Source organism: Lysinibacillus sp. RC46 (assembly GCF_041262385.1).
Classification (GTDB): domain Bacteria; phylum Bacillota; class Bacilli; order Bacillales_A; family Planococcaceae; genus Lysinibacillus.
Genome location: NZ_JBGCCF010000020.1, coordinates 23662 through 38478 on the forward strand (window position 1 = coordinate 23662; position 14817 = coordinate 38478).

The window sequence follows — 14817 nt, forward strand, 5'->3', positions numbered from 1 at the left end:
CTTTAACTGTGGAAGGCAAACAAAGGAGGTGAGACAGTTAAAATGGGATTTTTATCAAACATCTTTCAACGCAATCAAACTTTAAAGTCATCGTATGAATTTGATTTTGAGGGCTTGGAAGTTGAACAACGAGCTTACCTGAAAACTATGGCTTTAGAGGTTTGCATCGGCTTTATCGCTCGCACAGTTGCAATGGCTACATTTCGTATTTCCCAACATAATAAACGCGTTTATGATGATTGGGATTATTCACTCAACGTTAGACCAAATACAGACCAATCAGCAGCAGAATTTTGGCAAGACTTTGCTTATCGAGCCATCCACAATAATGAAGTGTTAGTGGTAATGAGTGATAGTGGTGATTTATTAATCGCTGATTCATTTACTCGTAAAGAGTATGCTGTATTACCTGATACGTTTTCTAATGTAACAGTAAAGGAATTTACGTTCCAACGCACCTTCAAAATGGATGAAGTTATTTATATTACTTACAACAATGAGAAATTAACAAAATTCATGAAGGGGCTATTTGCAGATTACACCGAATTATTCAGCCGTATGATTCAAACATCGATGTTTTCAAATCAAATTAGGGCAACAGCTAGCGTCGACGCACAACAAAAACTCGATGATGAAAACCTGGCCGAATTAGGAAGTTTCATCAATAAAATGTTTATTGCCTTCAAAACGAAAGTGTTTGCAATCGTGCCAAAACTGAAAGGTTTCGATTACGAGGAAATTACAGATGGTACAAACGGTGGTCGTTCCATTGAAGATATTACGAAAATATCTGACAAAGCGGTTGAACATGTAGCGCAACTTTTAGGTATACCAGTCGCTTTAGTTCGTGGTGATATGTCTGAGTACGAAACAGCTTTAAAAGCGTATGACAAGTTTTGTTATGGTCCATTTCTTAAGAAAATTTCTGATGAATTGAACAACAAAACAATCAAGAAAAAAGATTATCAAAACGGCCGCAAAATTAAAGTGCGTGGAATCGTTATCGATGATCCGTTAGAACGACTTGATAAAGTTGATAAAGGCATCGCAAGCGGAGCTATTACACCAAACGAAGGGCGAGTGGAGTTCTTGAATTTAGAGCCATCTGACGACCCGGCAATGGACAAACATTACATTACTAAGAACTACGCTGAAGCAAAGCACTCGAAGGGAGGTGAGAACAATAATGAAAGTGAAACGACTGTTTAACTACAAAAATACGCAATATGATGAACAATTAATGTCAATTCCGCATAATTTCGCTGTAAAACATAATGAAAATAAATCAGTCACAGAAATGACGATTTATGGCATTATAGGCGAAAGTTATTGGAGCGATAAATATACATCGGCAATAGATGTAGACAATGCGTTAAAAGAAGCTAACGGCAATAATGTTGTCATTCGTTTAAATTCACCAGGTGGTTCTGCGTTTGATGGTATTGCGATTTATAATCGTCTTGTTAGTTACAAAAAAGAGCATAATGCAAAGATCACGATTTATGTTGATGGATGGGCATGTTCGGCGGCTTCTGTTATTGCTATGGCAGCTGACGAGTTAATTATGGGATTAGGTTCCATGTTCATGATTCATGAAGCTTCAAACATTGTATGGGGCTCTAAGGGTGATTTTAGAAGTGAAGCTGATGTATTAGAAGAACTGGAAGACGGTATCATTGATATTTACATGACAAAAGCAAATGTTGACCGTGAAGAAATTCGTACAAAGGTTGACGCCGAAACGTGGTTTAGTGCGAACAAAGCGGTCGAAATTGGCTTTGCTACGGCCACCTCATCCACTGTGGAAGACAACAAAGACGAGGAAATCGCTAACTTAAAGAATCAAATGCAAGACATGAAAAATCAAATCGAAAATTTAACAAATCAACAAAAGCAGGAACCAACGCAAGAGCCGGTACAACCGACTAATAAGCGTAAAGGGTTCCTTTTTTAATACAAAAACAGGAGGTCATTATAAATGACTATGAAATTAAATAACCACACAGATGCATACAACGAAGCAAAAACGGCGTATGCGGCAGTTGTAAAAAATGAAGAATCAACACCAGAACAAGTTGAAGCTGCTTGGGTAAACATGCAAGATGCATTAGTCAATTCTTTAACAACTCAAATCTCGAATGAAGTTACTAATAATACATTAGATCAAGTTATTTTATCTAACCGTGGCGTAGATGTAATGACTGCAGAAGAAACTAAATTCTTCAATGTTGTTGTATCTGACGGTTTTCAAGATGAAATTGTTCTCCCATATACGATTGAAGAACGTATTTACGATGACCTAACAAGCGACCATCCACTGTTATCTGTAATCAACTTCCGCAACTTAGGAACGATTACATTAACAACAATTACATCGGAATACGAAGGCGCGGCTGTATGGGGTCCTATTTTTGGAGACATCAAAGGTCAATTGAACGCGGCATTCAAGCAAGAAAAAATCGCACAATCTAAATTAACAGCGTTTGTTGTATTGCCGAAAGACCTTGCCAAATTCGGTCCTAAATGGGTAGCGGCTTATGTACAAACACAAATCACAGAAACGTATGCAGTAGCATTGGAAAATGCGATTATTAACGGTGCTGGCCCTACAAAAGAAGAACCGATTGGTTTAATTCGTAATTTAGCAGCAGCGGTAGATCCAACAAACGGTCATGCTAAAAAAGCAGCAGTAGGTACATTGACATTAGCTGATCCAAAGACAATCATCAAAGAATTTGCAGGAATCGGTAAAGAATTATCAGAGAAAGAAAACGGCAAGCCTTTAAACGTTAGCGGAAAGGTCGCATTAGTGATTAACCCTGCTGATGCTTGGGATTTAAAAGGTGACTTTACTATCCAAAATTCACTAGGTGATTACATTACAAAACTTCCTTACAATTTCATTCTTATCGAATCAGAATTTGCTACAAAAGGTGAGTTAGTTGCATTTGTAAGTGATCGTTACGATGCGTACCGTGGTGGCGGCATTGAGGTTACAGAATACAAAGAAACGTTAGCTATGGAAGATTGCAATTTACACATTGCGAAAACATTCGCGTTTGGTAAACCACGCGATAACAAAGTAGCAGCGATTTACACATTACCGGTAACTCCTTAATCTTAAGGGGTTTCCACTTTTAGGAGGGATAACAGTGTATAAAGTAGTTCGAGATTTTAAGGATAAAGATGGTCGATTTTATCGAGAGGGTGACGTTTTCCCTGCGCTTGACGCTAGAAAACAAACAGCTGCACGCCTTAAAGTATTGTCGTCCACAAATAATTCGTATGGTCAGGTTTTTATTAAGAAAAATGAAGCATCAAAAGAAAAGTAGGTGAGTTAAATGCCAAACGAAATCACGCCAGAGCTATTAGTCGAATTTAAGGACAGAATGAAGCTGAGTGATGATGAAGACGCAAATTTAACTCGCATTTTAAAAGGGTCGATTGAGGATTTAATCGATATGTGTGGCGAATATGACGTGCATACAAGTGAACGTTTTAAAACACTAGTATTCGAGCATGGGCGTTACACTTACAATGACGCTTTAGAGTTTTTTGACAATAATTTTCAATCCAAAATCACTCAATTAGCCGTTTCAAAAGCACTGTCCGTAATGCCATCAACTGTGGAGGGCGATACAAGTGAGACCTAATAAATATAATTACAACAATCAAACGGGTATGTATCGTCATTGGATTTTAATTCGAAAACGCACTTTGACTACAGATGAATTGCTACAAGAAATCGAAACGTTTGAGGACTACGGAGGCTATTGGGCCATGATCAAAACGCTAAAAGGTAGCGAAATAATGGGTGCCAGTAGAGAGCAAACAAAAGTTGAGAAACGTTATGTATTGAAGTATGCAAAATCATTAGATGATTTTATCGATGATGAACATACAACTTTTGAAGTGGTTCAAAAGGGTGTTGTATACGATGTCAAAAGTGCAACTAATGATGATGATATGAATATTACCGTCACAATTGTAGTAGAAGGGCGGTCGTAGGATGACGTTATCTGAACTAGCTAAAAAATTAAATGCGCTTGGTTATCCAGTTGCATATTCACATTTTAAATCAAGACAAGATCCTCCTTATATCTGCTACCTAATTGTGGACGGCGATACATTCAATGCGGATAATACAGTTTTATTAGAAATCCCTTATGTAGATATAGAATTGTATGTGATCAATAAAGATTTAGTTGCCGAGAAGAAAATAAAAGATATGTTAAAAGAAAACAAACTCCCTTGGGATTATGATGAAATATTCATCCAATCCGAGGGAGTTTTTAAATGCACATTTTCAATTTCTTTTATCGATTAAGAAAGCGAACTATAGCCTTCCACATGAAAGAGAGTTGGTATAGATGAATGTTGACAGTTTAGCAAAAGAAATCAATAGGCAATTAGCGTTGTACGCCAACTTTGTTGAGGAAGAATTAGATGCAGTAGCAGAAGATGTAACGAGTAAAGCAGTTACAAAACTTAAACAAACATCTCCTGTAGGTGATTATGCAGGTGGAGGTCAATACGCTTCTGGTTGGAAAGTAAAAAAGCAAAAAGGCAGATATATAGTTCATAATGCTACAAATTATCAACTTACCCATTTGCTCGAAAAAGGCCATGCAACCAGAGATGGAGGACGTACTAGAGCATTCCCTCACATAAAACCTGTGGAAGTAGAGACAAATAAGGATTTCGAAAAAGAACTTATAAAAAGAATTTCAGAATGATTACAACGTATCTATTACGTTTTACTAAATAAAAGAAATGGAGACTATTAAATCTATGAGTAAAAATAAAGTATTATACGGTTTAACAAATGTACATTATGCGACATACACTCGTGATGAAGATGGTGCTTATAAATATGATGAACCAGTACGAGTTGAAGGTGCTGTATCTTTAACAATGGCACCAACAGGTGACCCAATGAATTTCTACGCAGACAACGGGATTTTCTTCTCGCGTAACTCAAATACGGGCTATGAAGGTACTTTAACAATTGCAATGATTACTGACAAGTTCCGTACAGATGTATTGGGCGAGAAGATGATTAACGGCGGTTTCCTTGAAACTTCTGATGCTAAAGGTAAAGATATTGCTCTTATGTTTGAAATTGACGGAGACGTTGAGGCTTCTCGTTTCGTTTACTACGATTGCACGGTTGCTCGTCCGACTCAAACAGCTAATACAACAGCAGAGTCAATTGAAATTGAAGGACAAGAATTATCATTCACTGCTAAACCACGTATTAACGACAAGGCTATTCGTTGGAATACAGGTGAGGCAACACCTGAAGAAATGTATAACGACTTCTTCAAAGCAGTTATCGAGCCTGTGGAAGTAACACCAACACCAGAACCTTAATAAAAAATAAAATTAAAACAGGAGGAATTACTCCTTATGGCAGAAACAACAATAAATATTTACGGTAAAGATGTAACATTCAAAGTTACAGGGCAAACACCTCTGATGTATCGAGCGATGTTTCCGGGTTCAGACTTCCTGAAAGACTTTATGAACTTGGAAAAAAATCAAGCTCAAGGAAATGCTTTTGAATCAATTGAGTTCTATCAAATGGTTTATTGCTTGGCAAAGAAAGCTGATTCAGAGATTTCAGAAATGAACGTATGGCTAGATACATTTGAAGATGGCTTCCCAGTTATGGAGATTGTTAATGATGTATTGCCACTAATTCAGGCAAATTTCATTTCAACTCAAATTAAAAAAAAGGCAACAAGAGCAAAGAAGTAAATGATGACCCTTCCACAGCCATTTATTTATTGATGGCTAAAGAAGCTAGGCTTTCATTTGATGAAATGGATTTAATGTCTATCGGTATGGTCTTAGAACACATTGAATTGTATTTTGAAATGAAACGTCCTAAAGATGATAAAAACGGAAAAGTTACAGTTAGAAAAGCAACACAAGCAGATATTGATGCGCTGAAAATCAAATAAACTCATGGGGAATTACCGATAATGGTAGTTCTCCTTTTTTATATATGCAGAAGATTCGTTTGTGATTTTCTATGAAAAAAATTATAGAAAGGAGCAAATATATTTAATGGCTGGAAAAGGAATTAAAGGTATTACTATAAATATCGGCGGTGATACAAGAGGTTTAGATAATGCATTAAAAGACGTCAATAAACAAGCCTCTCAAACTCAAAAAGAATTACGAGAAGTTGAAAGAGCATCTAAACTTGATCCATCAAGCACAGAACTTTATGCGCAGAAACAACAACTATTACAAAAGCAAGTACAAAGTACTTCTGAAAAGCTAGATGTATTAAAACGAGCGCAACAACAAGTAGAACAGCAATTTAAAAGTGGAGATATTGGAGAAGAACAATATAGAGCTTTTCAACGAGAATTAGTTACTACAGAAGCTTCGCTTAAATCGTATCAAGGTCAAATTGATAAAACTCGTGCAGAACATCATGCATTAGCTGAATCAACTAAGAACATGCAAACGTTCTTTCAAGCTACAGGAACTCAAGTGAATACTTTTGCAGATGTGTTAGGTAATAAACTTACAAACGCTATCAAAGAAGGTAAGGCGAGTTCACAGCAATTAGAACAAGCGTTAGAGAAGATGGGTAAGACTGCATTAGGTTCTAGCGCAGATATTGAGAATATGAAACATGCTCTTGCTAATGTTGATCAAAAAGGCATTCAACAAGTTCAAAAAGAATTAGGTCAAGTTGCTAAAGAAGCAAATAAAGCAGGAGATGAAGTAAACGGCTTTGGTAATAAACTTCAATCTGTAGCAGGTGCATTAATGGCAGGCGGTGGATTAGCCGCTATGATCCACGAAGCATTAGATGTATCTACTCTTAATACTAATATTGAAATATCAATGGATGTTAAAGGTGGAGATGTTGAGGCTGTACGATCTTCTATTAATAGTGTAACAGCTGCCATTGGTGACGAAGAAGCTGCATACGAAGGTGTTCGTAGACAAATGACGTTAAATAAAGATGCGTCACAAGCAACGAATGAAAAGATTATCCAAGGTGCAGGAATGGTATCTCGTGCTTATAAAGAAATCGACTTCAAAGAACTTATTCAAGAAACACATGAGATTGGTAAAGAATTAGGAATATCTCAACAAGATGCATTAGCGTTAACAAACCAATTATTGGGAATTGGATTCCCCCCAGAACAATTAGATATTATTTCTGAGTACGGAAATCAGTTAGAACGTGCAGGCTTTAATGCAGAAGAAATTCAAGCGCTTATGGCAGCAGGCGTTGAAACTGGTTAATTAGTAGCCCCTTATAGTAGTAATACTATATTGAACACCGAATATCGGGGGAAGCCTAAGTGCTATGCATATGGTAATCCCGAAGCGTCAATCAAAGAAACGCTCGAACGACTGACAAGGTGCATCTCTAGTAGATGATGATACAGTCTACTCCCCTAATAAATATCGGGAAACCGAGGGTACCAAGGACATGGAATATCGATAACCTTTTGGACGGTTTAAAAGAAGGACGTATTCGTGCAACAGAATTTGGAACTGGATTATCAAATGCTCAAAAGGATGCTATTAAAGATGCAGGATTATCTCAAAAGGCATTTGAAGATTGGGGTAACGCAATTGCTAAAGGCGGCGAAGATGGTAACGCTGCTTTCAGAGAGATGACACAAGCATTGGACGAAGTTGACGACCAGACAGCAAGAAACGCTCTAGGAGTAGAGATTTTTGGAACGAAATTCGAGGACCAAGGCGACAACATCATTGATACGATTCTTAACATGGAAGACCATTTAAAATCAGCAGGAGATATGCAGAGCAAACTTAACGGTGACGTTGACAAGATGAAAGCTGATCCTGCTTATAGATTAGCGGAAGCGATGAACAACGTTAAGCAATCCTTAGCGCCGGTTTTAGCAGATATTGCAGAAGTAGTTGCATCAATCGCAGACTGGGTGGCAGAAAATCCAAAACTTACAGCTACATTGGTTGCAGTTGTTACAGCTGTTGGTACATTGGGTGGAGCATTTGCTGTTTTTATGCCGGCTATCGGTTCTCTTGTTGGTATGCTAGGTGGTGCAAGTGCTGCGGCTGGTGTTATGGGTACAGTAATGGCAGCTTTAACAGGCCCGATAGGTTTGGCTATTGCAGCGGTTGCAGGTATTGGTGTAGGTTTATTTGCATTGAATGGACATATGAAACAATCATCATTCGAAGTCGAAGATTGGTCTAATAATGTAAGTGAAGGTACAGCTAAAGCAGTTGGCGCTTATATGGATTTAGATAAGCAAGCCACAGAATCATTGTTGCAACTTAAATGGTCGGGCGAAACTATTACTCAAGAAATGGCTACTAATATGGTTGATACTAATAATCAAATGACCGAGCAAATCTTGACTAATATGAGAGAGAAACATGCTACTCAATTAGAAGAACAAACTAACTACTTTAATGAATCATCAGCATTATCAGCAGAACGTGAGGCTGAAATCTTAGAACAAACTAAACAACGTCAAGTAGAAGAACAAACAGCTATTACAGAAGGTCAAGCTAAAATTAATGAAATCTATCAAACTGCATCTAATGAGAAGCGAGGCATTACTCAACAAGAAGCTACAGAAATAGAGCAGATTCAACTAAGTATGAAAGAAAAAGCTGTACAATATCTGTCTGAATCAGAGCGTGACCAGAAAGTTATCTATGAAACTCTTAAACGTGATGCATCTCAGATTACAGCGCAACAAGCGGCAGATGTTGTTAAGAATTCTAAGGAACAACGTGATAAAACTATCAAGGATGCAGAAGAAACTTATAAACAACGTGTTGCCGCAATTACTAAAATGCGTGATGAAGATAAATCTATCTCAGCAGAAGAAGCAGATGCCTTAATCAAAGAAGCAGGACGTGCTAAAGATGGTACTATCAAGAATGCTAATGAAATGCATACTAAAGTAGTTAGTGAAGCTAAAGGTCAAGCCAAGGAACATGTCAGTGAAGTTGACTGGGAAACTGGCGAGGTTTTATCTAAGTGGGAAAAGTTCAAAGGTGATGTTACTAAGAAAGCCGGAGAAATTAAAGATGGTTTCATTAAATCTGTAAAAGAAATTTGGACAGATGCTAAGAAAGTCTGGGGAGATATTGAAGATGTGTTTAGTAAAGCAATCGACAATATTAAAGGGTTCTTCAAGAATTTAGTATTGAAGATTCCAAAACCAGAAATGCCTAAAATGCCTAGCTTCGCATTAGAAACTAGTACAAAAGAAATTTTTGGTAAATCTATAACTTATCCTTCTGGTATCGGTGTAACATGGCATGCTAAAGGCGGTATTTTCGATTCACCTACATTATTCCCAACAGCAGGTGGTATGCATGGCGTAGGCGAAGCAGGACCAGAGGCAATTATACCTTTATCACCTAAAGTATTAGCAGGAATCGGTGAAGGAATTGCTAAACAAATGAATACTTCTCAACCACAAGTAGTTTATGTTCAACCTGCTCCTGTTTATATGGATGGCACATTAGTTGGCGAAATCACTTTTGATACAGTCGATCGATTACAATTTAACAAAACAAATATTGCAGGGCTATCAAAAGGAGTAAATATGAAATGATAATTCAACTTTTTAATGGCAAAAGATTAGATATAGCTGATTATAGTTTGAAACGTCTGTTTCATCATATCCCTTCAATTTCTTTAAGCCATATCACTGAGAATGTGGAAGGCAGAGACGGTTTGCTGTTCATGGAAACATTCTTAGAATCTAGAGTTATATCGGTAGAGTTATTATATGAATCGTATGATATTTATGATTACTATTTATTGCGTGATGAGATCAATGCTTTATTTACTCGTAAAGAATCATTCTATGTCATCTTTAAAAATGAACCATATAAACGATATTTGGTAAGGTTAAATCAATCGTTTGAAGTTGAGCCAAACCAATACATGAACTCGTTCACAGTGGAATTTACTTGTGTGAATATATTCGGTGAAGCTGTTGCAGATACTAGCTCTCTAAAAGAATGGGATAGTAATAAATGGGCATGGAATGGTCAAATTATATGGGATGATGATTTAAAGTATTCGTTTAACTCAAATTCATTCATAATTAAGAATTTAGGTAATGTTGATATTGACCCAAGACAAAGCGAATTAGAAATTACATTAAAAGGTACATTTGCATCCTCTGTAGTGATTAACAATGAAACTACAGGGGATGTTTATGTTTACAATGGTAGTCTTACATCTAATGACGTACTCGTTTTAAAAGGTGTGCAATCTTTTAAAAATGGGGCAAGCGTATTTAGAAATACAAACAAGAAATTAATAAGATTATTTGCAGGGGAAAACAATTTTACTATTACTGGAGGAAGTGTATCGTCTGTCGACTTTAACTTTAGATTCTTATATTTATAGAAAGGAGAATAAAATTTGACAATCATTTTAAATAGTACTGGTAATCCTATTACTCGTGAAGAACGTATAAAGATTAACGAAAACTGGGATAGAATTATCTCTGGATTAACGAAAATGCAATATCAAATCAATATGTTGGCAGGCGGAGAGGACGTTCAAAAGATTCTTGAGGCGATACAAAAAGCACTAAATGATATTGCAGAAGCACAACATAAATCAGATGAAGCATTATTAAAAGCAGAAGAAGCTCTAGTTATTACTATTGAAGCAGCTGATAACGCAGATACTAAAGCAAAAGAAGCAGAAATTGCTACACAGAATGCAAATAACGCGGCTCAAAAAGCATTAGATTCTGTTCAAGGTGTTACAGAAGTATTAGCAGATTTAGACAAAATTAAACAAGCTACTATCACTGCTACTCAAAATGCTAATGAAGCTACAGTAAGTGCTAATCAGGCATCCACAGAGGCGAAAGAGGCAGCAAAACACTCAATAGAAGAAACAGATAAAACAATCAAAAATATGAATGATACTATTAGTGCTAGTTTAAATGATAATAACCAAGAAGTTATTGATTTGATAACTACTGCTAACAAAGAAATTCAAGACGCTATTAGTAATATGAGCGAACAAACTGATACAGCATTACAAAACGTCCGAGATGCCATCACGGAATCAAATAAAATATCTACTGAGAACACTCAAAAGGTAACAGATGCAATTGATAATATGAAATCAGAAGTTAGTCAATCTGTTATTGATGCAAATACTGCTACTGTTAACGCTAATAAAGCAACACAAGAGGCAATCCAAGCATCTGAAAATATTAAAGGGTGGGATACTGCTAGAGTATGGAACTCTATAGATGAGTATATTAAAAACAATGTCGTAACGGACAATGGCTCTACATGGCAGGCAACTAAACCTAACACGAACTCAAAACCTTCAACGAGTAATGAAAATTGGATACTACTTGCACAACGAGGTGTTGACGGTACAGGTGCTGTTAGTTCTGTAAACAACGTCTTCCCTGACGAACAAGGTAATGTTGAATTAGATATTGGCGAAGGTACTATTAAAGCAATCAATAACAAATTACCAGATAGTAATGGATCAGTAACACTTTCAGCGTCTGATGTTGACACATATGATACTTCTATTCTTGATGCAACATTTGACCAATATAATAATAATATTGCTCAATTGAAAACTGAATTAGATACAAAAACAGGTTATGTGATGAAAGAACAAATACAATTAGACCCAGATAAAACTCTCCTACCGCAGTTTATTACTGATCACAAAAATGTTCAAAGTGGCGATGAATATAGTCGAAGATGGATGGTAGAGCAAAAATTTGTGAATCGTGTTGGAGAGTATTCCAACAGAATACAAATAGCGACTAAAATAGATGAAGGAAAGCCAGATATAAAAGTTAGACGTTATGCCGGCTATGCTTGGTCATCTTGGTCACCATCTGTACAAGAATTAGAGCAGGATATACAAGATGTAAAAGAACTAATACCATCAACAACTACAGGTGACATCACGTGGCATATATCACCAACAGGAAATGATACTACTGGAGATGGAACGGAATCAAATCCATTTAAAACTGTGCAATCAACTATAGATAAATTGCCTAAGTGTATCAATCACAATGTTACTATTAATTTGTATAATGGCGATTATAAAGAAACGTTAAACTTAGAAGGTTTTTACGGTGGTGGTGGTATTACTATAGAGGCTAACTCTTTTGCTAAAAATTGCACAACTCAATCGATAGAAGTTATAAACTGCTCAGTACAAGTAACGATTCAGAGAATAGGTCTCGTTACAACATTAAAAATAACTAACAGCAGATATACAACTATAAGGGGCTTAATAATAACTGAAAGTGCCACTAGTCTTGTTGGTGTAGCAATCGAGGAAGGTTCAAAAGTTCAAATAGATGATGTGGAAATATCCAACAGAAGTATTGCAATAGAAGCCTCATTGCTTTCAGAAATTTATTTGGCTAATTCTAAAGGGACGGGGAATAGTATAGGTTTAGCAGCCTATAGTGGTAGTACAATCATTAAATTTAACAGAGTTCCTACAGGGGATACACCAGAATATACGGAAAAGGGAGGTTTAATTCGATAATGAGAAAATTAAAATACTTTGACAATGAATATGAGGCAGAAATAATTGTTAAGAAAGAAAATTCTATCGAAGGTTATATAGACGACTCAAAAGTATTTTCTTTCAATGGTGTTACAGATTTTACAAACTTCACCCTTGAAGATGGTGAGTCTTTCGATAAAAATGCACCTTTAACAGAATTAGAACTCTTAAGAATGGAAATTTCAAAGAACAATGCAGAGATAATAGAATTTATAAAGTTAATGTCTCAAGGAGATAAATAATATGGCATTTACAATTGAATATCAACTCGTAAAAGGTTATGTGTATTTAATTCAAAAAGGCGAACGAACAGTAGATGACATCCCAGAACTTTTTAATTTTAAAGAATGTGTATTAGAACTTTTGGAAATTGAAGAAGAAAAAGACCGACAATGGAGACAGGTAAAATGATATATGTAACCAACGGTAATCAAGTTGAACCATTAATACAAGTATCTAATTTTGAACTAACTCAAGAGGTGAAGGGTGATTTCAATATCACTCTTACATCTCATAATACCAATAACAATCCTGCTCACAGGTTGTTACAAGAAGAATCTATTATTACTGTTGGAGATTTTGATTATCGTATCAAACAAATGAAAGAAACTAGACATGGTAAACAAATTGTAGCAGTAAATACATTCTATGATTTAGTTGATAAAAGACAAAATGAAATCTATGGTGGCACTAGAACATTCAATGAATTTGCTAACTTTGTATTAAAAAATACAGGTTGGACATTTACATCTAGTGTGAGTGGTAGTCAATTCATTGAAAACTTTGGTGAAAACAATGCGATTGCATTACTACAAGCATTATGTCAGGTATACGAATGTGAATATGTAATCATGCCAAATAATCGTATTCACTTTTCTAATCAAATTGGTGGGGATAGTGATGCTCAATACAGGTATGGACACAATGTCAAAGCGTTATCTAAAAATGTTGATACAACAGGATTGAAAACGTACATTGAAGGATATGGTGCAGCTAGTGAAGGTGGCGGACAATTATTCGTATCATATGAATCACCGTATGCTCAAAAGTACGGAAAGCGCGAAGCAGAACCTGTACATGACGATAGATTTACTAATGCTAATAGTTTACTAGAACACATTAAATCAGAGTTAATAGATTATCCAGAAGTTACATTCGAATTAGATTCTATTGAATTGTTAGATAAAGAATTAGGTGAACGTGTATGGCTTATTTATGAACCATTAGAGATGGAATTTCAAACACGTATCCTATCCCAGACTAAACAATTCGTTAATGGCGAATTAAGAACTACTAAAGTAGTGTTAGGAAATACACTTCCTAAGACAACTACGGATATATTAATCTCACAAAAGGTAGAAATTGATGAGAATAAGAAGATTACACGCTCTAAATTTGAACAGACAAATGACCGTATCACTATGGAAGTTGAAACTATTGGAGAATCAATAAGTAAGTTAGAACTCACTGATAAAGAGATTAAACTTAGTGTAGATGAAACGAATAAAAGTTTAGCAGAGTTTAAAATAACATCCCAACAGATTTCAACTAGAATTGAAAATAAAGTTGACAATCTAAATTCTGAATTTGTACAAACTTCTAATGAGTTTAGAACTAGTATTAATGACAATGGTCGTGCAATTTCAACAATGAGACAGGACCTTACGGGCTTTGAATTTACAGTAAACAGTAGAATTAATGATACTAATAGTAAAATAACTCAAACGGATAATAGGATTACCCTAGAGACTAGCGGAGAGAACCTCGTTTCAAAAATCAATATGACACCTTCCTGGGTAAAGATACAGGCTAAGAACATCGAATTAGACGGTGCTGTAATATCTAGAGGCTCTATAACAGGTCAAACAACTATTTCAGTTGGTACAGATTTATATGTAGGTAGCGATATCTATATGGACTATGGAAGAGGTAATAATAATCAGATACATTTCTATCCATATACACAAATTTATAATAACTACAGTGATTTATTTGTACAGGCAACCGATGGTACTTTGTGGTTAGGTGGTCAGTATACAAATCTACAAGGTAGTGTTTCTTTCTCTCAAGCAAACAGTGTGGATTTCTCAGGTACGCATGTTACAGGTCTAAATATGAGTGGTGGAAATGCCGATACAGTTAGAGGTTTGTGGATTGCTTATAACAGCACATACGTATATATTCGTGACCAATGGGGAAATAACGTGGCACAACTAAAACAAGTATAAAAATAAATGAAATGGAGA

The 14817-nt window shown here is 35.9% G+C and carries 18 protein-coding genes; all 18 read left to right on the forward strand.

Annotation, left to right across the window (positions count from 1 at the left end):
* Positions 1-42 precede the first annotated feature (42 nt).
* The 18 genes from ABH966_RS17450 to ABH966_RS17535 all read left to right on the forward strand — a co-directional run bounded on the left by ABH966_RS17450 (position 43) and on the right by ABH966_RS17535 (position 14799).
* On the forward strand, positions 43-1209 hold the full coding sequence (locus ABH966_RS17450; RefSeq protein WP_370080558.1) for a phage portal protein: 1167 nt from the start codon (positions 43-45) through the stop codon (positions 1207-1209).
* Positions 1187-1954: a head maturation protease, ClpP-related gene (locus tag ABH966_RS17455; protein ID WP_370080560.1), complete on the forward strand. Its 768-nt coding sequence runs from the start codon at positions 1187-1189 to the stop codon at positions 1952-1954. Before ABH966_RS17450 ends, ABH966_RS17455 begins: the two co-directional genes overlap by 23 nt.
* Positions 1955-1978: 24 nt before the next feature.
* Complete coding sequence (locus ABH966_RS17460; RefSeq protein ID WP_370080562.1) at positions 1979-3118, forward strand: phage major capsid protein; 1140 nt, start codon at positions 1979-1981, stop codon at positions 3116-3118.
* Between the two features lie 34 nt (positions 3119-3152).
* On the forward strand, positions 3153-3332 hold the full coding sequence (locus ABH966_RS17465) for a termination factor Rho (RefSeq protein WP_370080564.1): 180 nt from the start codon (positions 3153-3155) through the stop codon (positions 3330-3332).
* A gap of 9 nt (positions 3333-3341) precedes the next feature.
* Positions 3342-3653, forward strand: a complete 312-nt coding sequence (locus ABH966_RS17470; protein WP_370080566.1) for a hypothetical protein — start codon at positions 3342-3344, stop codon at positions 3651-3653.
* Entirely contained in the window at positions 3643-4008 is a 366-nt protein-coding gene (locus ABH966_RS17475) for a phage head closure protein (protein ID WP_370080568.1), read from the forward strand. The genes ABH966_RS17470 and ABH966_RS17475 overlap by 11 nt, the downstream gene beginning before the upstream one ends.
* Position 4009: 1 nt before the next feature.
* Positions 4010-4327, forward strand: coding sequence for a hypothetical protein (locus ABH966_RS17480; RefSeq protein ID WP_370080570.1), 318 nt, complete (start codon positions 4010-4012; stop codon positions 4325-4327).
* Positions 4328-4370: 43 nt separating this feature from the next.
* Positions 4371-4736 carry an HK97 gp10 family phage protein gene (locus ABH966_RS17485; RefSeq protein ID WP_370080572.1) on the forward strand — a complete coding sequence of 122 codons (366 nt, stop codon included), beginning with the start codon at positions 4371-4373 and terminating at the stop codon, positions 4734-4736.
* Positions 4737-4791: 55 nt separating this feature from the next.
* Entirely contained in the window at positions 4792-5373 is a 582-nt protein-coding gene (locus ABH966_RS17490; RefSeq protein WP_370080574.1) for a major tail protein, read from the forward strand.
* Positions 5374-5409: 36 nt separating this feature from the next.
* Positions 5410-5760 carry a hypothetical protein gene (locus ABH966_RS17495; RefSeq protein WP_370080576.1) on the forward strand — a complete coding sequence of 117 codons (351 nt, stop codon included), beginning with the start codon at positions 5410-5412 and terminating at the stop codon, positions 5758-5760.
* 32 nt (positions 5761-5792) lie between these two features.
* The gene (locus ABH966_RS17500; RefSeq protein WP_370080578.1) at positions 5793-5966 is read left to right on the forward strand and encodes a hypothetical protein; all 174 of its coding nucleotides are present in this window, start codon (positions 5793-5795) and stop codon (positions 5964-5966) included.
* Positions 5967-6072: 106 nt separating this feature from the next.
* Complete coding sequence (locus tag ABH966_RS17505) at positions 6073-7275, forward strand: hypothetical protein (RefSeq protein ID WP_370080580.1); 1203 nt, start codon at positions 6073-6075, stop codon at positions 7273-7275.
* Positions 7276-7409: 134 nt separating this feature from the next.
* Positions 7410-9599 (forward strand): phage tail tape measure protein, encoded by a 2190-nt coding sequence (locus ABH966_RS17510; RefSeq protein ID WP_370080582.1) that lies wholly within the window; start codon positions 7410-7412, stop codon positions 9597-9599.
* Entirely contained in the window at positions 9596-10405 is an 810-nt protein-coding gene (locus ABH966_RS17515) for a distal tail protein Dit (protein WP_370080584.1), read from the forward strand. Before ABH966_RS17510 ends, ABH966_RS17515 begins: the two co-directional genes overlap by 4 nt.
* Before the next feature lie 15 nt (positions 10406-10420).
* The gene (locus ABH966_RS17520) at positions 10421-12550 is read left to right on the forward strand and encodes a hypothetical protein (RefSeq protein WP_370080586.1); all 2130 of its coding nucleotides are present in this window, start codon (positions 10421-10423) and stop codon (positions 12548-12550) included.
* Positions 12550-12813 (forward strand): hypothetical protein, encoded by a 264-nt coding sequence (locus ABH966_RS17525; protein ID WP_370080588.1) that lies wholly within the window; start codon positions 12550-12552, stop codon positions 12811-12813. The genes ABH966_RS17520 and ABH966_RS17525 overlap by 1 nt, the downstream gene beginning before the upstream one ends.
* Before the next feature lies 1 nt (position 12814).
* Positions 12815-12982: a CD1375 family protein gene (locus tag ABH966_RS17530; RefSeq protein WP_370080590.1), complete on the forward strand. Its 168-nt coding sequence runs from the start codon at positions 12815-12817 to the stop codon at positions 12980-12982.
* Positions 12964-14799: a phage tail protein gene (locus ABH966_RS17535; RefSeq protein WP_370080592.1), complete on the forward strand. Its 1836-nt coding sequence runs from the start codon at positions 12964-12966 to the stop codon at positions 14797-14799. The genes ABH966_RS17530 and ABH966_RS17535 overlap by 19 nt, the downstream gene beginning before the upstream one ends.
* The last annotated feature ends 18 nt before the right edge of the window (positions 14800-14817 follow it).

Coding starts and splice junctions, on each gene's coding strand:
- ABH966_RS17500 (WP_370080578.1), top strand. CDS start 5,793: ATGGCTAAAGAAGCTAGGCTTTCATTTGATGAAATGGATTTAATGTCT.
- ABH966_RS17495 (WP_370080576.1), top strand. CDS start 5,410: ATGGCAGAAACAACAATAAATATTTACGGTAAAGATGTAACATTCAAA.
- ABH966_RS17485 (WP_370080572.1), top strand. CDS start 4,371: ATGAATGTTGACAGTTTAGCAAAAGAAATCAATAGGCAATTAGCGTTG.
- ABH966_RS17470 (WP_370080566.1), top strand. CDS start 3,342: ATGCCAAACGAAATCACGCCAGAGCTATTAGTCGAATTTAAGGACAGA.
- ABH966_RS17535 (WP_370080592.1), top strand. CDS start 12,964: ATGGAGACAGGTAAAATGATATATGTAACCAACGGTAATCAAGTTGAA.
- ABH966_RS17525 (WP_370080588.1), top strand. CDS start 12,550: ATGAGAAAATTAAAATACTTTGACAATGAATATGAGGCAGAAATAATT.
- ABH966_RS17515 (WP_370080584.1), top strand. CDS start 9,596: ATGATAATTCAACTTTTTAATGGCAAAAGATTAGATATAGCTGATTAT.
- ABH966_RS17480 (WP_370080570.1), top strand. CDS start 4,010: ATGACGTTATCTGAACTAGCTAAAAAATTAAATGCGCTTGGTTATCCA.
- ABH966_RS17510 (WP_370080582.1), top strand. CDS start 7,410: ATGATGATACAGTCTACTCCCCTAATAAATATCGGGAAACCGAGGGTA.
- ABH966_RS17455 (WP_370080560.1), top strand. CDS start 1,187: ATGAAAGTGAAACGACTGTTTAACTACAAAAATACGCAATATGATGAA.
- ABH966_RS17460 (WP_370080562.1), top strand. CDS start 1,979: ATGACTATGAAATTAAATAACCACACAGATGCATACAACGAAGCAAAA.
- ABH966_RS17450 (WP_370080558.1), top strand. CDS start 43: ATGGGATTTTTATCAAACATCTTTCAACGCAATCAAACTTTAAAGTCA.
- ABH966_RS17490 (WP_370080574.1), top strand. CDS start 4,792: ATGAGTAAAAATAAAGTATTATACGGTTTAACAAATGTACATTATGCG.
- ABH966_RS17530 (WP_370080590.1), top strand. CDS start 12,815: ATGGCATTTACAATTGAATATCAACTCGTAAAAGGTTATGTGTATTTA.
- ABH966_RS17505 (WP_370080580.1), top strand. CDS start 6,073: ATGGCTGGAAAAGGAATTAAAGGTATTACTATAAATATCGGCGGTGAT.